21 protein-coding genes, 4 tRNA genes and 1 other RNA gene are annotated in these 22,333 nt (G+C 34.8%); 17 read left to right on the top strand and 9 right to left on the bottom strand.

Features of this window, described 5'->3' with window-relative positions:
* Positions 1–39 precede the first annotated feature (39 nt).
* From L3049_RS12725 to miaA, 3 genes are all read left to right on the top strand, one after another.
* Entirely contained in the window at positions 40–1,113 is a 1,074-nt protein-coding gene (locus tag L3049_RS12725) for an acyl-CoA reductase (RefSeq protein WP_275110196.1), read from the top strand.
* A gap of 4 nt (positions 1,114–1,117) precedes the next feature.
* Complete coding sequence (locus L3049_RS12720) at positions 1,118–1,693, top strand: IS1096 element passenger TnpR family protein (protein WP_275110195.1); 576 nt, start codon at positions 1,118–1,120, stop codon at positions 1,691–1,693.
* Positions 1,694–1,805: 112 nt separating this feature from the next.
* Positions 1,806–2,717 carry a tRNA (adenosine(37)-N6)-dimethylallyltransferase MiaA gene (miaA, locus tag L3049_RS12715; RefSeq protein ID WP_275110194.1) on the top strand — a complete coding sequence of 304 codons (912 nt, stop codon included), beginning with the start codon at positions 1,806–1,808 and terminating at the stop codon, positions 2,715–2,717.
* 33 nt (positions 2,718–2,750) lie between these two features.
* Here the strand turns inward: miaA and L3049_RS12710 are convergent, their stop codons facing one another.
* From L3049_RS12710 to L3049_RS12695, 4 genes are all read right to left on the bottom strand, one after another.
* Positions 2,751–3,761, bottom strand: a complete 1,011-nt coding sequence (locus L3049_RS12710) for a glycosyltransferase family 2 protein (RefSeq protein WP_275110193.1) — start codon at positions 3,759–3,761, stop codon at positions 2,751–2,753.
* Between the two features lie 2 nt (positions 3,762–3,763).
* Positions 3,764–4,480 (bottom strand): class I SAM-dependent methyltransferase, encoded by a 717-nt coding sequence (locus tag L3049_RS12705; RefSeq protein ID WP_275110192.1) that lies wholly within the window; start codon positions 4,478–4,480, stop codon positions 3,764–3,766.
* 79 nt (positions 4,481–4,559) lie between these two features.
* Positions 4,560–5,507: a glycosyltransferase family 2 protein gene (locus L3049_RS12700; RefSeq protein ID WP_275110191.1), complete on the bottom strand. Its 948-nt coding sequence runs from the start codon at positions 5,505–5,507 to the stop codon at positions 4,560–4,562.
* A 12-nt stretch (positions 5,508–5,519) separates the two neighbouring features.
* A complete protein-coding gene (locus L3049_RS12695; protein ID WP_275110190.1) occupies positions 5,520–6,080 on the bottom strand; it encodes a DUF4199 domain-containing protein in 561 nt (186 codons plus the stop codon).
* Positions 6,081–6,329: 249 nt separating this feature from the next.
* Between L3049_RS12695 and ffs the strand changes: the two genes are divergently transcribed.
* The 7 genes from ffs to L3049_RS12660 all read left to right on the top strand — a co-directional run bounded on the left by ffs (position 6,330) and on the right by L3049_RS12660 (position 8,570).
* An RNA gene (gene ffs / locus L3049_RS12690) (signal recognition particle sRNA small type) lies at positions 6,330–6,428 on the top strand.
* 2 nt (positions 6,429–6,430) lie between these two features.
* A tRNA-Thr gene (locus tag L3049_RS12685) sits at positions 6,431–6,507 on the top strand.
* A gap of 85 nt (positions 6,508–6,592) precedes the next feature.
* Positions 6,593–6,669, top strand: a tRNA-Thr gene (locus tag L3049_RS12680).
* 54 nt (positions 6,670–6,723) lie between these two features.
* Positions 6,724–6,795 (top strand) — tRNA-Thr (locus L3049_RS12675).
* Between the two features lie 87 nt (positions 6,796–6,882).
* Positions 6,883–6,959 (top strand) — tRNA-Thr (locus L3049_RS12670).
* A 172-nt stretch (positions 6,960–7,131) separates the two neighbouring features.
* The gene (gene fsa / locus L3049_RS12665) at positions 7,132–7,788 is read left to right on the top strand and encodes a fructose-6-phosphate aldolase (protein ID WP_275110189.1); all 657 of its coding nucleotides are present in this window, start codon (positions 7,132–7,134) and stop codon (positions 7,786–7,788) included.
* A 170-nt stretch (positions 7,789–7,958) separates the two neighbouring features.
* Positions 7,959–8,570: an L-threonylcarbamoyladenylate synthase gene (locus L3049_RS12660; RefSeq protein WP_275110188.1), complete on the top strand. Its 612-nt coding sequence runs from the start codon at positions 7,959–7,961 to the stop codon at positions 8,568–8,570.
* A gap of 193 nt (positions 8,571–8,763) precedes the next feature.
* On the opposite strand, the gene L3049_RS12655 is transcribed toward L3049_RS12660, so the two are convergent.
* Positions 8,764–8,913 (bottom strand): hypothetical protein, encoded by a 150-nt coding sequence (locus L3049_RS12655; protein WP_275110187.1) that lies wholly within the window; start codon positions 8,911–8,913, stop codon positions 8,764–8,766.
* Positions 8,914–9,150: 237 nt separating this feature from the next.
* Between L3049_RS12655 and L3049_RS12650 the strand changes: the two genes are divergently transcribed.
* The 7 genes from L3049_RS12650 to L3049_RS12620 are packed head-to-tail and all read left to right on the top strand — an operon-like array spanning position 9,151 to position 15,139.
* Positions 9,151–9,795 carry a fatty acid desaturase gene (locus L3049_RS12650; protein ID WP_275110186.1) on the top strand — a complete coding sequence of 215 codons (645 nt, stop codon included), beginning with the start codon at positions 9,151–9,153 and terminating at the stop codon, positions 9,793–9,795.
* Positions 9,796–9,807: 12 nt separating this feature from the next.
* Positions 9,808–10,827, top strand: coding sequence for an SAM-dependent methyltransferase (locus L3049_RS12645; protein WP_275110185.1), 1,020 nt, complete (start codon positions 9,808–9,810; stop codon positions 10,825–10,827).
* Between the two features lie 21 nt (positions 10,828–10,848).
* Entirely contained in the window at positions 10,849–11,562 is a 714-nt protein-coding gene (locus L3049_RS12640) for a hypothetical protein (RefSeq protein ID WP_275110184.1), read from the top strand.
* Between the two features lie 18 nt (positions 11,563–11,580).
* Positions 11,581–12,873, top strand: a complete 1,293-nt coding sequence (locus L3049_RS12635; RefSeq protein ID WP_275110183.1) for an NAD(P)/FAD-dependent oxidoreductase — start codon at positions 11,581–11,583, stop codon at positions 12,871–12,873.
* Complete coding sequence (locus L3049_RS12630; protein ID WP_275110182.1) at positions 12,870–13,727, top strand: DUF1365 domain-containing protein; 858 nt, start codon at positions 12,870–12,872, stop codon at positions 13,725–13,727. Before L3049_RS12635 ends, L3049_RS12630 begins: the two co-directional genes overlap by 4 nt.
* Positions 13,712–14,950 (top strand): SAM-dependent methyltransferase, encoded by a 1,239-nt coding sequence (locus L3049_RS12625; RefSeq protein WP_275110181.1) that lies wholly within the window; start codon positions 13,712–13,714, stop codon positions 14,948–14,950. The genes L3049_RS12630 and L3049_RS12625 overlap by 16 nt, the downstream gene beginning before the upstream one ends.
* An 18-nt stretch (positions 14,951–14,968) precedes the next feature.
* Complete coding sequence (locus L3049_RS12620; protein WP_275110180.1) at positions 14,969–15,139, top strand: Lacal_2735 family protein; 171 nt, start codon at positions 14,969–14,971, stop codon at positions 15,137–15,139.
* Between the two features lie 425 nt (positions 15,140–15,564).
* Here L3049_RS12620 and L3049_RS12615 read toward each other — a convergent pair whose 3' ends face one another.
* The 4 genes from L3049_RS12615 to L3049_RS12600 form a co-directional block, all read right to left on the bottom strand.
* The gene (locus tag L3049_RS12615; RefSeq protein ID WP_275110179.1) at positions 15,565–16,902 is read right to left on the bottom strand and encodes a TrkH family potassium uptake protein; all 1,338 of its coding nucleotides are present in this window, start codon (positions 16,900–16,902) and stop codon (positions 15,565–15,567) included.
* Positions 16,903–17,073: 171 nt separating this feature from the next.
* Positions 17,074–18,522, bottom strand: coding sequence for a TrkH family potassium uptake protein (locus L3049_RS12610; RefSeq protein ID WP_275110178.1), 1,449 nt, complete (start codon positions 18,520–18,522; stop codon positions 17,074–17,076).
* Positions 18,523–18,626: 104 nt separating this feature from the next.
* The gene (gene trkA / locus L3049_RS12605) at positions 18,627–19,967 is read right to left on the bottom strand and encodes a Trk system potassium transporter TrkA (RefSeq protein ID WP_275110177.1); all 1,341 of its coding nucleotides are present in this window, start codon (positions 19,965–19,967) and stop codon (positions 18,627–18,629) included.
* Positions 19,968–20,151: 184 nt separating this feature from the next.
* Positions 20,152–22,215: a ComEC/Rec2 family competence protein gene (locus L3049_RS12600; protein ID WP_275110176.1), complete on the bottom strand. Its 2,064-nt coding sequence runs from the start codon at positions 22,213–22,215 to the stop codon at positions 20,152–20,154.
* Between the last annotated feature and the right edge of the window lie 118 nt (positions 22,216–22,333).

Raw genomic sequence — 22,333 nt, 5'->3', positions numbered from 1 at the left:
TTATACTAAAGGTTGATTGGGGATTTTTTGAATCAGACTATGAACTTAAGTGAAAGAATAAATAGCTTTATTGAATTGGGTGATTTCTTATCGCAGTTTTCCTCGGAAAACCAGGCACAGATAAATCATCCTTTAAATTCAATATTCTACGATGATTTTAAAGATTTGCTTTCTAGAATATCGAATGAAAATTTATGGTTCACTCCATTTCATGTTCATGCGTCGATAAATGGAATCTGCACCTTTCTAAACGAAGAAAAATTAGAGGAATGGCTATCAGAATATGTTGTTTCTGATCAGAACACAAACCTTAAGGTTGCCGTAATTATGGCTGGCAACATTCCAATGGTCGGATTTCATGATATGTTATCTGTTTTAATTTCAGGACATTCTTTTATTGGAAAACTATCGTCGAAGGACAATCAATTATTAGATTTTGTTTCGAAAATTTTAATTGAAATCAACCCTGAGTTTAAGGAGTTAATCTCATTTCAATCGGAAAGATTAAGTGGCGAAAACAAATTCGATGCTATTATTGCCACGGGAAGCAATAACTCAGCTCGATATTTCGAGGCCTATTTCAAAAAATACCAACACATTATTCGTCGAAACCGAAACTCTGTTTCCATCTTAACAGGAAAAGAATCCGAATTGGAATTAAAAGCTTTGGGGAATGATATTTTTCTATACTTTGGTTTGGGATGCAGAAATGTTTCAAAATTATATGTGCCAGTTGGCTATGATTTTACCAAACTACTTGACACATGGCAAGACTATGCCTACGTTGCCAATCATAACAAATATGCTAACAACTGCGATTATCAGCGTTCCTTGCTCTTAATGAATCGCATTGAGCATTTTGATAATGGATTCTTACTTTTAACAGAAAATCAATCCATTTCTTCACCAATTGGAGTTGTGAACTATGAATTTTATTCCGAAATTGATAGTCTGAAAGAATCCTTAGCGTTAAATACAGATCTTATTCAATGTATTGTAAGTAATGAATTAGACCACGCAATTCCTTTTGGAAAAGCACAGGAACCTGAGCTATGGGATTATGCTGACGATGTGGATACCATGGCATTTTTAACAAAAATAAAATCAAATTAACAAGATGATATATAAATTTAGAATCACCTCTTCGGAAGTAGAAGGATTTGTGAGAGAGATAGAGATCAATCACGAGCAAACTTATTTAGAATTTCACAATAAAATTCAAGAGTCAATAGGGTATGACAATACACAAATGGCATCTTTTTACCAAATCACTCCAACAAGTGAACGTGGACTAGAAATTGCTCTTTTTGAGATGAATACAGAAGAAGATGACAACATGAATATTGTACCTATGGATGTTGCAATGATGCGTGAATTTGTTTCTTCGGAAAGACCTGAGTTGATTTATGTTTTTGACTTTTTCTCTGATCGATATTTTAATGTTGAATTAATCGAAAAAGGAATTTCTAAATCAAGAGCTAAATACCCAAAATGTAGCCTTTCAAAAGGAGATGCTCCAGAGCAAATTAAAATGGATGCAGAAAATTTCGAAGGTTTAGGGTTAGATCTTGGTGAATTCGATGCAGCTACAAAAAAAGAAAAAACTGCTGATGATTACTTAGCTGATTTTGATGATGACATGAATGATGGTCCAGAATTCGAAAGCCTAGACGATTACGAGGATATCCTGTAATCAATGAATAATTATTAATTAATAATGAGTAATATTTTTGCTATCAGCCAGAAAGATATTACTCATTGTTTATTTAAAATAAATTCAATACACTAATCTTCATAAACCTACTATGTCAAAAACTCTAATTGTAATTCTTGGCCCAACCGGTGTAGGCAAAACCGATTTGAGTATTCGCATAGCCAAACATTTCAATACAGTTATCTCATCATCGGATAGCCGACAGGTTTATAGAGAAATGAGTATTGGTACTGCTGTGCCTGAAAAAGAGCAACTAGAGGCCGTAAAGCACCATTTTATTCACACGCATTCTATTCATGATTATTTTAGTTCTTGGGAATGCGAAAAACAAACGATAGAATTACTTACTGAGCTGTATAAAGAAAAAGATGAAGTATTATTAGTTGGCGGCAGCATGATGTATATCGATGCAGTTTGCAATGGGATTGATGAAATTCCAACCATTGATCCTGAACTCCGTCAAGAAGTATTTACACGATACGAAAAAGACGGTCTTGAATCAATGAAAATGCAGTTAAAACAACTAGACCCTGTTTTTTACGATCAAGTTGACCTAAAAAATGCAAAACGGGTGATTCATGCTGTGGAAATTTGCTTGATGACAGGTAAGCCTTATTCTGAATTACGAACCAATTCGAAAAAGAAAAGGGACTTTAAGATTGTTAAGATTGGTTTGAATAGAGATCGTACGGAATTATACTCAAGAATCAACACAAGAGTAGATCAAATGATTGAAGAAGGACTCATTGAAGAAGCTAAAGCTATTTTTGAGTTCCGACATTACAATTCATTAAACACAGTTGGATACAAGGAACTATTTGAACATTTCGATGGTAACATCAGCCTAGAAAAAGCAATTGAATTGATCAAACGTAACTCTCGAAGATATGCCAAGCGTCAACTCTCTTGGTTTCGTAGAGATGAAGAAATTGAATGGTTTCATCCTGATCAAGAAAAAGAAGTACTTCAATACATCGAAGATAAAATCAAAAAAGAGGCCTAAAGCCTCTTTTTTTTATTCTATATATCTATTAAACTATTCGTAAAATCCTTTTCCAAAAACACCAAACTCATCTTTTCCGAGAATCTTGTGTTTCCACACTGCATCCATAAAACCTATTCCATAAGCAAACAGCTGAACAAAACTTGCTAGCAAAGCTAAAAAACCAACTTTAAAAGATTTGCTTTTGCTAATGGCATCAGCCAAAACAAGAACTGCATAAAGCAAGACTGGAAATGCAAATACCTGATGAATTGAAACTCCTAAAAGTAAAGCTCCTATGCTTCCCAATGTAAATAAGGATGGAAATAAGAAGAAAACTTTAAAGGTTTCTGGATAATGCTTTGAGATGATATAGCGGGTTTTTCCAAAACCAAAAACTTGCTTGTAGAATTTTTTAAAGGAAACTCTCCGTTTGTGAAACACATAGGCATTTTGAACCAAGCGAGTTTCAAATCCGCGCTTAAGCACTTCAATGGCAAAAACCATATCCTCACCTGGATGCATTGTGGTTACTGGAAATCCACCAGTATTTTCGTAAACCGCTTTTGAAAAACCAAGATTAAAACTACGTGGATGGAATTTATGAACTTGTTTCTTTCCTCCTCGAATTCCTCCGGTTGTAAAAAAAGAAGTCATTGCATAAGAAACTGCTTTCTGAAAATTAGAAAAATCATCCATTGCTCCATCTGGGCCACCATAACAATCAACAAAATTATTTGTTAACTCCTTATGGATGGTTTCCATATAATGAGATGGAAGAATGCAATCAGAATCAAAGAACAGAAAATAATTTCCTTTTGCTCTGGCTAATCCATAATTACGACCAATACTAGGTCCTTCGTTCTCTTTATAGTGATAGGATATTGAAATTTTATCGCGGTAAGCATTGCACAGATCTTCGCTTTTCACTTGCGATCCATCTTCCACTACAACCAATTCAAAATCAGTAAAAGTTTGTGCACTTAAACTATCAAGCAATTCTTTCATTTCATCCGGTCGATTGTAAACTGGGATGATAACGGATAGCTTAATTTCCTCTTTCATTCTTATTTTTTTTGATTGAAATAAAAGATCTCATTCATAGGTAAGCGGTAATACTCTGCCAATTCTGAAGGTAATTCTTTAGCATACTGTATTGGCGTAACGTCAAACCCAACCTTTGAAAGTCGGTCTGCATAATCTAATCCATACAAACGAACATGATCTTTTTGTCTGTATAAGCTTTCTCGCTCTTTAGGATCAGTAACACTAGGATCTTCCATTGTTTTAGGATTATCCGTATCCATAGGAACTTGTAAAATCGCAAATCCATTAGGCTTTAAAACACGATAAATCTCACTCATCGCTTTGTGATCACTAGTAACATGTTCCAATACATGATTGCAAATAAGGACATCATACGATTCATCTGCAAATGGTATTTCTTGCACGTCAAAATGTACATCTGCAATAGGTGACTCTAAATCTGCGGTAGTATAATCTAAATTAGAGAGCTTTCTAAATCTTTTATAAAAACACTGTTCAGGTGCAATGTGCAATACTTTTAATTCTTTAGTGAAAAATTCTGTTTTCTCATTTAAGTACAACCACATCAATCTGTGACGCTCCAATGAAAGACACTTAGGACAAAGTGCATTATCACGGCCAGTCTCTTTAGTGTAACCGTAAGGAAGAAATTTTCGGAATTTTCCTTCACACACCGGACATTTTACTTTATTGCCAATTAGAAAAACAGCAACAATTCGATTGATTAATAAACTCATCCGAATCAAAACAGGACGCGGAAAAATTTGTAAAAGAATTCTTATTAAACTTTTGATCATGAGAAACGGTATGCTGTTATCAGATTTCTTTTTCTATTTGATATGTATTTCGCTCAGAAGAACTTCGACTCACCAATTCAGCTATAAATCCAGTCAGGAATAATTGTGTTCCAATTACCATCGTAGCCAAGGCAATAAAAAAGTAAGGACTATCGGTCACCAAAGGTGCCATTTCACCTTTACTCATGCTGTAAATCTTTTGGAATCCAATCCAAGCTGAAGACAAAAAACCAATTACAAACATCAAACTTCCTAAAAGGCCGAAGAAGTGCATTGGCTTTTTACCAAAGCGAGTCATAAAGGAAATTGAAAGCAAATCCAAAAATCCATTTACAAAACGACTCAGACCAAATTTGGTTACGCCATATTTACGTTCCTGATGCTGAACAATTTTCTCTCCTATCCGTGTAAATCCAGCTTCTTTAGCAAGAATCGGAATATAGCGATGCATTTCACCATAAACTTCAATACTTTTAACCACCTTACAATTATAAGCTTTAAGTCCACAGTTAAAATCATGCAAACGAATACCAGATACGGCACGAGCCGTTCTATTAAAAAACTTACTAGGAATAGTCTTTGTAATTGGGTCGTAACGCTTTTGCTTCCACCCTGAAACAATATCGTAATTCTCCTCTTTCACCATTCTATATAATTCCGGAATTTCATCAGGTGAGTCCTGAAGATCGGCATCCATAGTAATCACAACGTCTCCCTTAGCTGCTTCGAAACCACAAAACAATGCAGCAGATTTACCATAATTACGACGAAATTTTATTCCTCGTACAGCTGGATAGGTAGTTTGAAGTTGATTAATAATATCCCAGGAATTATCCTTACTTCCATCATCAACAAGTATGGCTTCATAAGTAAAGCTATGCTTTTGCATGATACGATCAATCCAGGCTAATAATTCCGGCAAAGATTCATCTTCATTATACAGAGGTACTACTACTGATATATCCATATCTTGAATTTACTATTTATTCGATTCGTTAAATTTATCAATAGACTTCTTATTAAGCAAATTTCCTTTTGGTTTAAAGAAAAATGCCAAAATAAGGGCAAATAATAGTCCTGACAAAGCTTTACTAAACCATTGTCCGAAAGCAAACATTCCAGGAGTAATCTGCTTATACATACTCATTAACAAATCAATATCTTTTTCTTTGTATCCTGCCTCATTCAACCCTTTTTCCAAAAAAACAATTGCTTCATTAATAATTGAAGAATCATAATAGCTAGTTAATACATAGATGAAAATAGAATAAAACAAGGATGCAAAGCCAATAATTAAGATGCCAACGCTAAAAGCCCGTCCATAATTAATAATCCCATTCAATTCATCATCTCTATATTTACGTACCCCAAGAAATATTCCTGAAGCAATTAAAAAATGATTTATCGATCGAAGTTGAGGATCAAAATTAATCGACATTTCTTTAAAATAAAAAACAAGTGCTGCTAAAATAAGCACTCCTCCCACAAGCGCACCAAATAAAAAGGAGTGCTTTATCATTGAATTTTTATAATTCTGCATGTTTATCTATTCTGTTTTTCGAGCACAAAGATATCCGTTTTTACAAGAATGCGAACCTGTGTCTGGCTTATTTCTGCAATCTCTTTCATTCAAAACATCAGAGCCAACATCAATTTCGAAAAAAAATACTTTTTTTTTGAAAATTATTTAACTGAAAATAAATCGCTTGTGGGAAAAGCACGAATAAATAGGAAAAGAAGTTAGCCAAAAGGTTTGGAGCGTAACAAGTTTTTTCTACTTTTGTCACCGGATAAGCAACTATGCGATCTGCTCCTACTGAACTCCCCCAGGGTCGGAAGGCAGCAAGGGTAAGTGGTTGTAGCGATGCGACGTAGCTTGCTTATCCACCTGCCAGTGTAGCTCAGTTGGCCAGAGCAGCTGATTTGTAATCAGCAGGTCATCGGTTCGAATCCGGTCACCGGCTCCATCAATAACTAAAAGAAAGCTTTCGGGCTTTCTTTCGTTCTTTAAAAAGTTTTAAAAGGTTAAACCCTTTTTTATAGTAAGAAAATGCCAGTGTAGCTCAGTTGGCCAGAGCAGCTGATTTGTAATCAGCAGGTCATCGGTTCGAATCCGGTCACCGGCTCCAATTATAGAGAATGAAAGAAAGCTGAAGAGCTTTCTTTTCTTCTTTTATATAAAGGCCGTTGTAGCTCAGGGGTAGAGCGTTTCCTTGGTAAGGAAGAGGTCATGAGTTCAAATCTCATCAATGGCTCAAGATTTCACCAAAGGCGCTTATCTCGATGCATATCAAGAGGCAAACAATCAATTTATTTTGATTGCAGTAGTGAAAGTTTAACAAGCCGATGTAGCTCAGTTGGTCAGAGCAGCTGATTTGTAATCAGCAGGTCGTCGGTTCGAATCCGGCCACCGGCTCCAGTTTTTAAAAAATCCCCCCACCAACTTCATATTATCGAATCTCTCTGATACGAATGTATTTTCGTGTCTCTATGTTTAAATTTCATGAGTTAAATGAAATGTGCCCTTTGTTCATCAAAAGAATTTAGTGTATTTTCGTTTTCAACTCTAATAACAAACTAAAAATCGTAGAATGAAGTTTTTTATCGACACAGCAAATCTTGATCAGATTAAAGAAGCCCAGGACTTAGGCATTCTTGACGGCGTAACTACTAATCCATCACTTATGGCTAAGGAAGGGATTAAAGGAGCAGAAAACATCAAAAAACACTATGTTGATATTTGCGAAATTGTAGATGGCGATGTAAGTGCTGAGGTTATTGCAACCGATTTTGATGGCATGATCTCTGAAGGTTTAGAATTAGCCGCTCTTCACAACCAAATTGTGGTTAAAGTTCCATGTACTAAAAATGGTATTAAAGCAGTAAAATATTTAAGTACTAAAGGCATTAGAACTAATTGTACTTTAATTTTCTCTGTAGGACAAGCACTTTTAGCTGCCAAAGCGGGTGCAACTTACGTATCTCCATTCGTAGGGCGTTTAGATGATATCTGTACTGATGGTATTGATTTAATTCGCCAAATTGTTGATATGAATAGCTATTATGGATTTGAAACACAAGTATTAGCTGCATCAGTGCGTCACACAATGCATATGGTACAATGTATCGAAGCAGGAGCAGATGTTACAACAAGTCCGTTAAATGCTATTACTGGCCTACTTAATCACCCATTAACTGACAAAGGATTAGCTCAGTTTCTTGCAGATTACAATAAGCTTAATGGCTAATAAACGATAGAATTAGAAAAGGAGTACGCATGTACTCCTTTTTTTTGTGCCTTATTTCAAACAGACCCTACTTCACATTCCAAGGAACGAAAATAAATAAGCCTCTGAAGATTAGCTTTTTCAAAGAATCTTCTATCTTTAACCTCCGTAATAACCCAAAACCACTACAAATGCTCTTAAAATTATACCCTGACAACCCTAATCACAGGGAATTTAGGCAAATAGTAGATATTTTAAAGGACGGCGGCATTATCATTTACCCAACTGATACTGTGTATGCTATTGGTTGTGACATTACCAATAACAAAGCCATTCAAAGAATCGCTAAACTAAAGGGAACAACAACGGAGAAAAGTAATTTTTCATTAATCTGTAGCAGTCTAAGTAATTTAGCTGAATATGCTAGAGTTGATAATACCACTTTTAAAATGATGAAGAAAAACCTACCTGGCGCCTTCACATTTATTCTCCCTGCAAGCAGTAGTGTTCCTAAATTATTTAAGAGCAAAAAGAAAACAGTCGGAATTCGTGTTCCTAATCACTACATCCCTTTGCGAATTGTTGAAGAATTAGGAAACCCTATTATGACTACATCTATTAACGATCCTGATGAAGTGATCGAATATACAACGGATCCGGAATTAATCCAGGAAAAATACAGCAAGTATGTTGATTTGGTTATTGATGGTGGGTTTGGAAACAATACAGCTTCAACGATTATTGACTGTACCAATGACTCTTTTGAAATTATCAGACCTGGTATTGGAGAGTTAATTCATTAATTTTTGACAAAAATAAATGCCACCAATAATTTATATTGATGACATGTTACATAAAGCTTGAGTTTTACTTTGCTACTTTTCTTATGCATTTAAGTGTACTCACTTGAAGCAGTATATGCCCATCTGGCTTATTCCCAATTAACTCTGGTTTAAAACCTGCTTCTTCCACTTCTGATCTTACAATACCAGCCAATTATGGACTTGCATTATTAAAATGATGAGTTGCAACTACATTTCCTTTGTTAAACTTCTTCTCAAACTTCTCCAAAATCTTACCTGATTTCTTCTTGAATTTTAAAACCTTATTTTCAATAAATTGACTGAATTGTAATCTTTTCTTCATGCATATTATTAACAAATAATGCTGAAGATGAAATTATTTACTACCAAGTGTGAACCATTTAGGCATGTAAACTGTTTAATGAATATACAAATAGATTAAACAATTTAAAAATTGACCTTTTAACATTTTTTTGATTTGCTCATGGTAATTATCATATTCATTATCGCTCATTGGTACGCTAGCTTGTTCTTTCAGACAATTTTCCTGCATCGTTATGCAGCTCATTCTATGTTTGAAATGAACAGATTCTGGGAACGAACTTTTTTCATTGGAACGTGGATTTCTCAAGGTACTTCTTATTTAAATCCGTTTGCGTATGCTTATATGCACAGAATGCATCACATGCACACAGAACAAGCAAATGATCCGCATTCTCCTAATCATTCGTCTAACATTTTCAAATTTATGCTGAGCACTTATCGCTACTATTCATTGGTGAAAAATAAAGAGATAACACTTCAAAATGGTGTAAATAAGAATATACCAAGATGGATCGCTTTTGAGAAAATTTCAGAATCGTGGGTTTCAAGAATTTTATGGGCTAGTGTCTATATCTTAATCTATCTACTTTATGCACCAAACATATATTGGTTTACTATGCTCCCGCTCCATTTTTTTATGAGTCCTATACATGGTGCTATCATCAACTGGTTCTCACATAAAATTGGGTATCGAAATTTCAAACAGAACAACGATTCAACAAATCTATTCCCTATTGAAATTCTATTGGGAGGAGAAGCCTTGCACAACAATCACCATGCAAAACCATGGAAAGCAAATTTTGCAAGTAAATGGTATGAATTCGATCCTTCCTTTTTTGCTATGAAAATATTACACTCATTTAGAATCATAAAATTGAACCAGAATTCATTAAACAAATAAAACACAATTGCTATGTGGTATATTAATATCGTTGAAAAGGGCTTGATTCCCGATTCATTAATCAGAATCAAAATAAGAGAATTGTTAAAGCAACGGCTGCAAAATGAGCGAAAACAATTCAATATCAATAAATTAGTTGATGAATTAAAAGAGAGTCCAATCGCAATCAATACCAATGCAGCCAACGAGCAACATTATGAATTACCTGCAGGCTTTTTCGAGAAAGTTCTGGGACGGTATTTAAAATATTCCTGTGGATTTTGGGACGAGAGTACAAACGATTTGGATGAAGCTGAGAAAAAAATGCTTAAAAAGACAATTGAACGAGCTGAAATTCAAGATGGACATGACATTCTCGAATTGGGATGTGGTTGGGGATCTCTTAGCTTGTATATGGCACAAAAATTTCCAAATTCACACATTACAGCGGTTTCCAATTCTCATTCTCAGCGAGAATACATACAAGCCAAAGCACTTGGTATGAGAATTACCAACCTACACATCATTACTGCTGACATGAATAATTTCAATATAAATGAAAAATTTGATAGAGTTATTTCTGTTGAAATGTTCGAGCACATGAGAAATTACCAAGAACTTTTACTTCGAATTAATGGATTTTTAAAGCTAACCGGTAAACTTTTTGTTCATGTTTTCTCGCACAAAGAGTTGACATACAAATTTGAAATTCAGGATTCGAGCGATTGGATGTCAAAATACTTTTTCACGGGAGGAATAATGCCGGGTGAAAATCTCTTCTCGCACTTTCAAGAACACTTAACCATCGAAAAAAGATGGCATATGAACGGAACTCATTATGAGAAAACAGCAGAAGCATGGTTGCAAAAAATGGATGAACAAAAAACCGAAATCATGCCAATATTCAAAGAAACTTACGGTACCAATCAGGCTGTTCGCTGGTGGGTTTATTGGAGGATCTTCTTTATGGCTTGTTCCGAATTATGGGGATATCGACAAGGTGAAGAATGGAGCATAAGCCATTACCTTTTCAGTAAAAGAAATCCCAATTAAAATCAATTAAATTCTAAGAAGATGAAAAAGCTCTTATTCATTATTATTCTCTTCTCTTTTTACGGTTTTCGTTCGGGAACCGAAAATCGAGTTTACGAAGGCATTGCAATGGATAAAAATTCATTGGAATTCATCTACAAAGAGGTGCATCAGGAGATATTTAGAGAAGGTAAACATTTAGAAACACAAACCTCATTTGTTGGAGAAAATGGATCTGAGTTTGCTCATAGAGAGCTTGATTTTAGGAATTCTTTTCAAAAACCGAATTACCTTTTGATGGATGAACGAAGCGGATTACTTGAAGAGGTCATTCATTTGGGAGCCAATCAATTCGGCATTCGCTATCAGAAAAATTACAATTCGAAGCTAAAAGAAAAAAGTATATATGTACCCGAACCAGCCGTTGTCGATGGAGGTTTTAATTACTACATCAAAAACAACTGGAATAAACTTATGGCAGAAGAAAAATTAGTATTCAACTTTCTTTCAGTTGCCTTTCAGGATTATTTCACCTTCAGAATATATAAAGTAGATGAACAAACCAATAATCCAAACATAGTGGTACTTCGAATGGAATGCCAAAAACTATTTCTTCGTGTACTTATGAATCCCATTTACGTTCATTACGATCTACAAAGCAAACGAATTAGTAAATACGAAGGAATTTCTAACATTCGAGATCAGGAAGGACACAGCTATAAAGCTTTGCTAAACTATCCGGAACTAGGCCCTTAAATCTAAAAAATTGATCTTATGGACTTCAAAAAACAACGACTTGCAATCATAGGAACTGGAATTGCAGGAATGGGTTCAGCTCATTTGCTTCAGCACAGCTATGACATTGAACTGTTCGAAAAAAACAATTACGTTGGTGGACACACCAATACGGTTTATGTTGAAGAGGATGGCCAACAAATTCCCATTGATACAGGCTTTATGGTTTTCAACAAACAAACCTATCCAAACTTGATTAATCTGTTCAATCAACTAAAGGTACCTATTAAAAAAACCAGCATGAGTTTTAGTGTTCAGCACAAAAGCAGTCAGTTGGAATATTGCGGTTCGGGTTTTTCAGGCCTTTTCGCCCAACGCAAAAACATCTTCAATGCTCAATTCATTAAAATGTTATTAGAGATCAATCGATTCAACAAAGAGAGTTTACAGGATCTTGTAAATGGCAATCTCGAAGACCTAACGATACAAGAATATATTCAGCAAAAGAAGCTGGGAAAAGAATTTACCGACAAATATCTTATTCCCATGAGCTCGGCAATTTGGTCTACACCACCTGATGTGAGTTTAAAATTTCCAATCAAAGGACTTGTGCATTTCTTCCGTAACCATGGTATGTTGGGTGTAGATTCCCATTTTCAATGGTATACAGTAGAAGGTGGAAGCGAAAGCTACAAACAATTACTTATTGAACCCTTTCGGGATAAAATACATTTGAATTCGGCCATAAAAGAAATTCTTACTGTAGAAGAGCAAGTGAAAATAACAACTAATGCAGGTAAAGAGCATTGGTTCGACAAGGTGATTGTTGCTGCACATGCAGATGAAGCTCTTTCTATGCTTGTCAACCCGAACAAGCTACAAGAGAAACTTTTATCTCAATTCTGCTATCAGAAAAATAGAGCGGTTTTACATTCTGATTGTTCGGTTATGCCAAAAAACAAAAAGGTGTGGTCGAGTTGGAATTATCTGATGGACGATCGTTCGGGAAACATAAAAACCAGCACGATTTACAATATGAATTCTCTACAAAATGTATCCGAAAAGCAAAATTATTTTGTCTCCATTAACCCAATTGAATTGGAGCTTAAAAAGATTCACCAAAGCATTCCTTACGATCATCCAATTTTTACGGTGGAAGCAATGAAAGCACAAGAACGTTTACCTGAATTGAATCATGAGGGCCCAATCTATTTCTGCGGAAGTTATTTCAAATATGGCTTTCATGAAGACGCTTACAGTTCGGCAGTAGAACTAGCCAAAACAATCTTAAAAACAGAACATCAAAAAAAGATACAACAAAAAGCAGGATGACTAAAAAAGAAGAACATATCATCAATTCAAGCCTATACGAATGCGAGGTATTTCATTCCCGAATGGAAAAGGTTCATCGATCATTTCGATACAAAAGCTTCCTGTTCAGTATCGACTTGGATGAACTGCCAGTTCTTTCCAAAACGCTGTGGTTTGTGAGTCACAACCGATTTAATTATTTCAATTTCCGCGATAAAGATCATTTACAGCTTACAAAATCAGGAGAAGCCAGAAGTGTTCGTTTCGAGGTAGAACAATTTTTGCAGAAACAAGGTATTCATCAGCATCCTTCAAAAATAATTCTACTAACCAACTTATGCACTTTGGGTTACCAATTCAATCCTGTTTCTTTTTACTATTGTTTTGATGAAGAAAACAATACATTGGGAAGTATTGCTGAAGTAAACAATACCTACGGGGAAATGAAATTATTCTATTTGGGAAAAGAAAACTATAGCGACGGAAAATTTACTGATCGAAAGAAGAAGCACTTTTACGTTTCTCCTTTTATCCAACACGATGTCGATTTCGATTTTGAACTCAGCATACCCGAAAAGGTATTTTTCAACAAAATTGATGACTATAAAGATGGGAATCGAATTTTCACAGCTTCTCTTCGAGGTAAACAATTAGCACTTAACAACCGAAATGTAATCCGTTTCATGCTTCGTTTTCCTATCATCACCTTACAAGTTATCTTTCTGATTCACTATCAAGCCTTAAAACTTTACCTTAAAGGGATTCCCTATTTACGAAAAAATGAACATTTAGATTTACAACGAGATCGATTAAAAAAATACGAAGAAAAAAACAAGCTCACAGATAAAAATCTCTCATCATGGAAAACACAATAGCAATAAGACAAAACACAGGATTTCAGGAAAAAATATTTCTGAATTTGCTTAAAAAGATGGACAGAGAATCAATTGAAGTTTGTCTTCCAAATCAAAATATATTCCGCCTTGGTTCAGCGAATGCAAAAATAAAAGCCGACATTAGAATTCTATCATCGAAATTTTACAAGCAGCTTTTCTTTTATGGAGATATCGGATTTGGAGAAGCTTACGAGCAAGGTTTGTGGGAAACATCCGACATCACAAAATTGATTTCCTGGATTCTGGCAAACATCGATAATACGCCAAATATATCGGGAAGTAAGATTAAAACCGGAGCCTTTAATCTTTTTAAATGGCTTAACAAAATGAGCCACAGTTTTCGGGATAACACGCTGTCCGGATCGAAAAAAAACATTGCTGCTCATTACGATTTAAGCAATGATTTTTACTCCCTTTGGCTAGATAAAAGCATGACTTACTCAGCCGCCTATTTCATAAATGAAGAAACATCGCTATATGAAGCACAACAAATGAAATACCAAAAACTGGCAGAGAAAATGAAACTTACTAATGGTGATCGAGTACTTGAGATAGGCTGCGGCTGGGGAGGAATGGCCATTTTTATGGCAGAGCACTTCTCTGTTCATGTAACAGCAATTACCATTTCGAAAGAACAATATACATATGCTAAACAGCGTGTTAAAAATGCGGGATTGGAAGATCGAATTAGTATTCTATTTAAAGATTACAGATTAGTGAATGGCAAGTTTGATAAAATCGTTTCGATTGAAATGTTGGAAGCGGTTGGATACAAATTCTACAAACCATTCTTCTCAAAAGTAAATAACCTACTCGCAAAAGACGGTTTGTTAGCCATACAAGTTATTACTTGTCCCGATTCACGTTTTAAAGAAATGAAAAAAGGGGTTGACTGGATTCAAAAACACATCTTCCCTGGCTCTTTATTACCATCGGTATCTGCCTTGCACAGTGCAATGAATCAGAGTTCAGATTTAACACCTATTCACTTGGAAGACATGGGAAAACATTACGCGAAAACCTTGCGGATGTGGCGCGATTCATTCAATAAAAAAGAAAAAAAGGTCAATGAACTTGGCTTCAACAATTTATTTATCAGAAGATGGAATTACTATCTTTCTTATTGCGAAGCAGCCTTTGATATGCGTAATATCAATGTAATGCAGTTACTTTATTCACGACCAAATAATATTAAGTACTAAACTATAAAATAAAAACTCATGTTTGGATTATTCAAAAAGAAAACAAAAACGGAAATTCTACAGAAAAAATACAAATCGTTATTGAAAGAATGGCATAATTTATCGAAGATAAATCGTTCGGAAAGCGATCTGAAATATGCACAAGCACAAGAGATATTGCAAGAAATCGAGTCTCTTCAAAACAAATAATATGGCATTTTTTAATTGATCATCTGATTAATATACATCAAGTACCCTAGATAGAAATTCCAAGAATGCAGAAGCAGATGCATATTAAAATTAGTGGCATTACTTACCTAATATATAGGATTTTATAGACTGATAGTTAATCAGTTGGCAATACGATACCATTACTAATAAAAAATCTTAAGGTAAGCCTTTCGATTAAGTTAAGAATGGTATGATATGGAAAACCAATATATCTCTATTAGAATACACAACTCAATAAAGGCCATTTATAGTCGTATTTTATGTGAGGGTACAGATTAGTATTGAAAATAAGTCAAAATATCATCCTGTTGTTTGAGGATTATACTAGAATACTGCTGACTTGCGTGAGGAATTACAATAAAAATCCCAACACGCAGGGACAAATGAAAACTTACCAATGTAATTTACTCTTTCCAAAAAGAAGGTGAGAATAATACCAATACAGTAAAAAGTTCCAATCGCCCTAAAAGCATTAAGAATGATAAAAACCATTTTGCAAAATCTGGCAACTTAGAGAAATTCTCCATAGGCCCAATTTCGCTAAATCCAGGTCCGATATTACCCAAGGTTGTAGCAACAGCACTTAAAGCTGAAAAGATATCTGCACTCCAAAAAGACATCAATACAGTTGAAAACATGAATATGATGATATAGAATACAAAAAAGGCAAGAATATTTGTTACTGTTTTTGAATCAACTACTCGCTGATTATAACGTGTTGGAATAACAGCATTAGGGTGTATCAATCTTTTTAGTTCGTAAAAACTATTCTTAAACAAAAGAAGAATCCTCACTACTTTGACACCACCTCCTGTTGAACCGGCAGAACCACCAACAAACATTAATACAAAAATCAGCATGCCTAGGAAAGGCATCCACAATAAATAATCTGCAGTTGCATAACCAGTTGTTGTTATGATTGAAACTACTGTAAAGAGAGCATCGCGAAAAGCTTGTTCTCCCGCAATATTTCCAGATGCTAACAAGCCCAAGGTTATCATTATTGAAAAAAGAAATACTACAATCGTATAAAAACGAAATTCTTCATCTTTAAACACCTTTCGGAATCGGCCGGTAACCACACCATATGAAAGGGTAAAATTGGTTCCGGCTATAAACATGAAAACGATGATAATATATTGCAAATAAGCAGAATCAAAATAACCAACACTAGCTTGTTTGGTTGAGTATCCTCCTGTTGCCATAGTCGTTAATGAGTGGTTTATTGCATCGAAGAAGGACATGCCTCCAAGCATCAGCAATACACATTCAACTGCAGTAAACGAAGCATAAAGCCCCCAAAGGTTACGTGCCGTTTCTTTAATTCGTGGTGTTAATTTATCGGGTGCAGGTCCGGGAACTTCTGCAATAAAAAGTTCGCGTCCTCCAATACCTAAGGTTGGAAGTATTGCTAAGAACATCACAATTATCCCCATACCACCTAGCCACTGAGTTAAGGATCTCCAAAACAAAATGCCATGTGGAAGTTCTTCAATATTATTCAGAATAGAAGAACCTGTGGTTGTGAAACCCGACATGGTTTCAAAAAAAGCATCAGTAAGCGAAGGTATTGATCCACTAAACAAATAGGGTAAGCATCCAAATATTGAAAATACAACCCAAACGAGACTTACAATAATGTAACCTTCTCGCTTCCCCATATCTTTCTTAACTCCCTTTGAACTTAGATAACTTGATGCGCCAACTGCAAAAGTTATCAAGCCTGATTTTAGAAAGGCCATGCTATCTGGCTCCTTATAAAATAATGCTATAAGTAGAGAAAGAAATAGAAAGAAGCTTTCCCCGACTAGAAGTTTCCCCAGAATATTTAAAATAACTTTATACTTGACCACTTTTTTTGGGTTGAGAGTTCGCCTAAAGATATTACTCTAAGCTGTTAAAAAAAACTAAGTCTATTGATTCTTCCAAAAAGACGGCGTAAAAATAATTAAAAAGGTGAATAACTCTAGTCGACCAAGCAACATTAAAAAAGAAAGAATCCATTTGCCCGAATCAGGAACTAGCGAAAAATTATTCATAGGCCCAACCATTCCTAAACCAGGTCCAATTCCACCCATTGTTGTAGCGACTGCTCCCATTGCTGATACAAAATCTAATCCGACCAGAGACATCGCAAAACACCCAATAAAAAACAACATAAAATATAGTATTAAGAATGCCAGAATTTTAGAAATTATACTTTGAGAAACCGCTTCGTTATTGTAACGAACTGGAAGGACTGCAGACGGATGAATCATCCGTTTAAATTCAAGTATACTATTTTTAAAAAGGAGTAAATGACGAAGAATTTTAACACCCCCTGAAGTTGATCCAACACATGCACCTGTAAACATTAAGCCGAATATCAGAAATAACAAATAAGGATGCCATAAGGTGTAATCGGCACTTACAAAACCTGTACTTGTAATGATCGAAACAACTTGAAACAATGCGTCTCGAAAAGATTTCTCAAAGGTTCCATGATCGAGATACACCAAAGTTATTGTAATGATGGAAGCTACCAATAAAATTAGACCAACATATACTCTAAACTCAACATTGCTCCAGATTTTTTTAAATCGCCCTTTTATAGCAAAATAATGAAGTGTAAAATTAGTACCCGCTAAAAACATAAAAACAATCAGTACATATTGAATGTATGGAGAATAATTAGCAACACTCGCATTTTTAGTAGAGAATCCTCCTGAAGCTAAGGTTCCAAATGAATGACAGATTGCATCGAACCAATCCATCTCTCCTAAGACCAGAAATATTGTCTCTAAGGCTACCAAAAGCATGTAAATGCCCCATAACCTTTGTGCTGTCTCCTTAATTCTTGGATGCAACTTATCTGTAGTAATTCCTGCTGCTTCAGCACTGAACAAAGACATGACACCAAACCCAAATATTGGTAGTATCGCAACAGTTAAAACCAAAATCCCCATTCCTCCCAACAAATGGGTTAAAGAACGCCAAAATAAAATACCATGTGGTAAAGCTTCAATATCATTAATTATTGATGCTCCAGTTGTCGTAAATCCCGATATTGTTTCAAAAAAAGCATCGGTAAAACCATTGATATATCCACCAAGTAAAAATGGCAATGCTCCAAATATGGAAAATACAACCCAAACTAAACTGACCACAAGAAAGGCTTCTCGCTTGCCAACCTCACGACTACAACGACATGTAAATAAATATATTACACCTCCAAAAGCCAAGCTAATAGCTGCTGATTGTACAAAAGCATTAAAATCCCCATCGCCATAAAATAAGGCCACTGCCGAACTAACAAGTAGAAAAAAGCTTTCCACAATCATTAGTACCGACATTACGTAAAAAACAAACTTCCAGTTAAACATTACAAAGCAGGTTCAATTACAGTATTGTCAATTCAAAAAAAAAAATTGTTTCAATAAAAAGGCTAGAAAAAAAAACGAACTCTACGAATTCGGTTTTCTGTATTTTATTTAAAAATCTTTTCGACTTTCTTAATTGCTGAAGGCATAGTAAAAACAACAACTTGATCACCTGCTTGAATCTGAGTATCACCAGTAGCAATAATACCTTCATCACCACGAATAATACCCCCAATATTAGCGTCTTCTGGAAAATCAATATCTTTCAATTTCCCTTGAGTAATTTTAGAGTTTGATTGAGCTACAAGTTCAATAACTTCTGCATCTGAAACAGTCAACCATTTACAATGCTGAACATCAGCATCCATTGTAAATCGATAGATATAACTTGCGGCAAGCAACTTTTTATTAATCATGGCTCCAACACCAATGCTATCAGCCAAATCGATATAATCAATATTCTCAACCTCTGCAATAGTACGCTTCACTCCCATTTTACTTGCAAGAAGACAAGCTAAAATATTTGTTTCAGAGTTACCTGTTACGGCTACAAAAGCATCCATTTTCTGAATCCCTTCTTCACGTAAAAGGTCCAAATCGCGACCATCACCATTAATTACCAAAGCATCTTGTAGTCTATCCGCAAGCTTAAGACTTTTTTCCTTATCGATCTCCAATAATTTCAAATTCATTTTCTTGCCTAACTCCATAGCGGTTTTCTGTCCAATACGACTACCACCAAGAATCATAGCTTTTTTAATCTTATATTTTTGTTTTCCTGTTAAAAGCATGACTTTTTCCATAATCTCAGGCTTGCTTACAACAAAAACCAAATCACCTCGGGAAAAGCGATTATGACCTCTTGGGATAATGGTTGTGTCACCTCGTTTTATTGCAACAGCTCTAAAATCTAAATTTTTAGTCATTTCAGCAACTTCGACCATTGTTTTATCCATAATTACGGACTTGCTGCTAATCTTTATACCATATAAAAGTAGCTTCCCCCCGGAAAATTCGTACATCTGACGTGTACCAGAACGAGATAAGTAATTAATTACTTCTTTAGCTGCCAAACGTTCAGGATATACAAATTCATCAATCCCTAAACTTTTTAAAAAATCTTTGTTTTCCGGAACTAAGTATTCTTGATTATTAATACGAGCAATAGTGCGCTTGGCACCAAGCTTCTTTGCAAGTAGACTTGATGTGATATTAGTCTCTTCCGATTGTGTTACGGCAATAAATAAATCTGCCTTCTTCACATTCGCTTCTTTCAGATCCTTTATAGAAGAGCTCGATCCAACTATGGTTAATAAATCCAGGTGAGAATCAATAAGTTTCAATTTCTCTTCATCACTATCAATCAATATTATATCATGATCTTGATGACTAAGCATTTTTGCCAGGTGAGTTCCTACTGCGCCTGCTCCAGCAATTACAATCTTCATAACTTTAATCCGTTAACAATTAAATGGAATTTCAAGCGGCAAATTAACACATTATCAATCAAAATAAGGTGCTAATTGCTGAAAAATATTAAAAGACCAAGCTCTCTAAATTACCAAAAGGAATTAATAAAACAAAGATATCAAGCGAAAGCTAATCATTTAGTGCCTAGCACAATTCTATTTTCTATAGCTGGCAAACACAAGCTCCATAAGTCTGAATATCAATAATATCATTTTTATCGATATTCTGATCAATCAAAAACTTCCTCCTGTCTTTGGAATAGAGAGAGGCATCAAAAATCACTTGACAATTGGGCTGTTTTTTTGTTAAAATATTTTTCGTTTTCAATCCGCTCTTGCGATAAATGATAAAATCTGGATTTAGAGAGCTTACAATCTTGTCTATCGACTCTACTTTTTTACCAATAATTACAATTACTTTCCCTCCTATTATTCGAATATCTACAGGTTTTAGCTCTTCATATTTAACATCAACAATCCCTTTCCCTAATATATAAGGACCAATTATTCGATCCTTTTTATCCTTTGGTAATTCGGCATCTATAAGAAAAGTGGCTTTCTTGTCATTTATCATTCCAATGATACTATTCCTTTGCGAATTGAATACAATTAATTCAGCTTCCCCTTCTTTAAACAAAGCATATGTAGAAGGAATCTGAAGACAAATAACCAGCATTAAAAATGTATAAATTGCCTTTCTCTTCTTAAAAACCAAAAGACTAATTAACGAAAGAATTAATCCATAGATAAGCACTAGTTCCATTGAATTCATTGATAGGTTTTTAACTACAGATCCTGGCCAGTTTTGAATTTTAATGATAAGGTAATTCATCATCTCAACCACGTTTTGCAATAACCATCCTAAATACTTAGAGAGAATTTCTATTGGAGATAAAATGAGCAATATTGCTGAAAGGTAAATTAATACACCAGCCATTAATATTACGATATATCCAGAAATGAGAAAATACGATGGAAATTGATGGAAATAAAATATAGCCAATGGAAACGTTCCAATTTGTGCAGCCAACGAAACGGTAAATAATTTCCAAGACCACCTTAATACAAAAGAACGTATCTGCAATAATTTATCAAGTTTAGGCTGAAAAAAAACAATACTTACAACTGCTAAATATGAAAATTGAAAACCTACTGTAAAAAGTAAAAAAGGATCTAATAGTAAAAGAAAAAATGCAGAAACAGCTAACGAATTATAAACACTTCCATTTCGTTTTAGCATTTCTCCAATAACAATAAAACTAAACATGCTAGCCGAGCGCATTACTGATGGAGACAAGCCTGTTAAAAATGCATACAACCAAAGTGTAATGAGCAAAACGAATCCTCTTAGTAAACTACCATATTTTAGTTTTGTTAGAAACCGCAATAAGAAGCTCATAATTAGGTAAATAATTCCGACATGCAAACCAGAAACGGCCAGTACGTGCATCGCGCCTGCATTTGCCCATGCTTTTTTCGTATCCGGATCGAGACTTGTTTTATATCCTAAGGTTAAGGCAGCAAGAATATCAAAGCTTTCACCTTTAATTCCATTCTTCCGGTAGATTTCCAAAAGGTTATCTCTCCATTGGGCAGCAATTACACGAAAAGAAAAATCTGTATTCTTTCCAACCCTATTCCATGATAAAGAATCTACGTAAGATGTATATAAAATATGTTGAGTCTTCAAATAAGACGCGTAATCAAACTCATACGGATTACCCAAATTCTTTACTTGCCTGATGCTACTATTCAGCAAAAGCTGATCTCCCATTTGCAAACTTCTTACCTGCTTATCTTTTTGCAGGTAAAGCATCATTTTACTGCCCTCATTTTGCCAATCATTCCCTTTATTCTGCTGTTTTACCTTAAAAACAACAGCATAACTATTCGCTTTTTCGACAGGCTGCTCTACAATATTTCCCAACAAACCAACGGAAGAATTATCAAAGTTCATTTGCATTGATGATTCGTCATCAAAATATCGTATACCTCCAGCTCCAATACAAGTGAAAAAAACAAATACTCCAAATAAGGAACGGAGAGCATATGACTTTCGAAACTTTGCAACAAATGTAAAAATCATAATTCCCAATAAACCGACTAATACGAAGGAATAGTATAACATTTGAGGCAATGAAAATGCATGGGCAACTACAATTCCAATTATCAAAGGGAGTAAAAGGCGGAAAAATGGATTTTGACGTATAAACTCTCTAAAGATCATCAATAATATTATTTATTGTAAACTAAATTACAACATATCTGCCTAAAAAACAAAAGCCCTTGTTCAATGAACAAGGGCTTTTCTAACTAATGTACCGAATGCTTACGCATTCAATCGA

It is taken from the genome of Labilibaculum sp. DW002 (genome assembly GCF_029029525.1).
Lineage (GTDB): Bacteria > Bacteroidota > Bacteroidia > Bacteroidales > Marinifilaceae > Paralabilibaculum > Paralabilibaculum antarcticum.
Note: the sequence above shows the minus strand (reverse complement) of the source record. Positions and strands in the feature narration are given on the sequence as shown.

Excerpts from the sequence above, each read along its gene's own strand:
- L3049_RS12725 (WP_275110196.1), top strand. The coding sequence starts at position 40 with ATGAACTTAAGTGAAAGAATAAATAGCTTTATTGAATTGGGTGATTTC.
- L3049_RS12720 (WP_275110195.1), top strand. The coding sequence starts at position 1,118 with ATGATATATAAATTTAGAATCACCTCTTCGGAAGTAGAAGGATTTGTG.
- miaA (WP_275110194.1), top strand. The coding sequence starts at position 1,806 with ATGTCAAAAACTCTAATTGTAATTCTTGGCCCAACCGGTGTAGGCAAA.
- L3049_RS12710 (WP_275110193.1), bottom strand. The coding sequence starts at position 3,761 with ATGAAAGAGGAAATTAAGCTATCCGTTATCATCCCAGTTTACAATCGA.
- L3049_RS12705 (WP_275110192.1), bottom strand. The coding sequence starts at position 4,480 with ATGAGTTTATTAATCAATCGAATTGTTGCTGTTTTTCTAATTGGCAAT.
- L3049_RS12700 (WP_275110191.1), bottom strand. The coding sequence starts at position 5,507 with ATGGATATATCAGTAGTAGTACCTCTGTATAATGAAGATGAATCTTTG.
- L3049_RS12695 (WP_275110190.1), bottom strand. The coding sequence starts at position 6,080 with ATGCAGAATTATAAAAATTCAATGATAAAGCACTCCTTTTTATTTGGT.
- fsa (WP_275110189.1), top strand. The coding sequence starts at position 7,132 with ATGAAGTTTTTTATCGACACAGCAAATCTTGATCAGATTAAAGAAGCC.
- L3049_RS12660 (WP_275110188.1), top strand. The coding sequence starts at position 7,959 with ATGCTCTTAAAATTATACCCTGACAACCCTAATCACAGGGAATTTAGG.
- L3049_RS12655 (WP_275110187.1), bottom strand. The coding sequence starts at position 8,913 with ATGAAGAAAAGATTACAATTCAGTCAATTTATTGAAAATAAGGTTTTA.
- L3049_RS12650 (WP_275110186.1), top strand. The coding sequence starts at position 9,151 with ATGAACAGATTCTGGGAACGAACTTTTTTCATTGGAACGTGGATTTCT.
- L3049_RS12645 (WP_275110185.1), top strand. The coding sequence starts at position 9,808 with ATGTGGTATATTAATATCGTTGAAAAGGGCTTGATTCCCGATTCATTA.
- L3049_RS12640 (WP_275110184.1), top strand. The coding sequence starts at position 10,849 with ATGAAAAAGCTCTTATTCATTATTATTCTCTTCTCTTTTTACGGTTTT.
- L3049_RS12635 (WP_275110183.1), top strand. The coding sequence starts at position 11,581 with ATGGACTTCAAAAAACAACGACTTGCAATCATAGGAACTGGAATTGCA.
- L3049_RS12630 (WP_275110182.1), top strand. The coding sequence starts at position 12,870 with ATGACTAAAAAAGAAGAACATATCATCAATTCAAGCCTATACGAATGC.
- L3049_RS12625 (WP_275110181.1), top strand. The coding sequence starts at position 13,712 with ATGGAAAACACAATAGCAATAAGACAAAACACAGGATTTCAGGAAAAA.
- L3049_RS12620 (WP_275110180.1), top strand. The coding sequence starts at position 14,969 with ATGTTTGGATTATTCAAAAAGAAAACAAAAACGGAAATTCTACAGAAA.
- L3049_RS12615 (WP_275110179.1), bottom strand. The coding sequence starts at position 16,902 with ATGGCCTTTCTAAAATCAGGCTTGATAACTTTTGCAGTTGGCGCATCA.
- L3049_RS12610 (WP_275110178.1), bottom strand. The coding sequence starts at position 18,522 with ATGTTTAACTGGAAGTTTGTTTTTTACGTAATGTCGGTACTAATGATT.
- trkA (WP_275110177.1), bottom strand. The coding sequence starts at position 19,967 with ATGAAGATTGTAATTGCTGGAGCAGGCGCAGTAGGAACTCACCTGGCA.
- L3049_RS12600 (WP_275110176.1), bottom strand. The coding sequence starts at position 22,215 with ATGATCTTTAGAGAGTTTATACGTCAAAATCCATTTTTCCGCCTTTTA.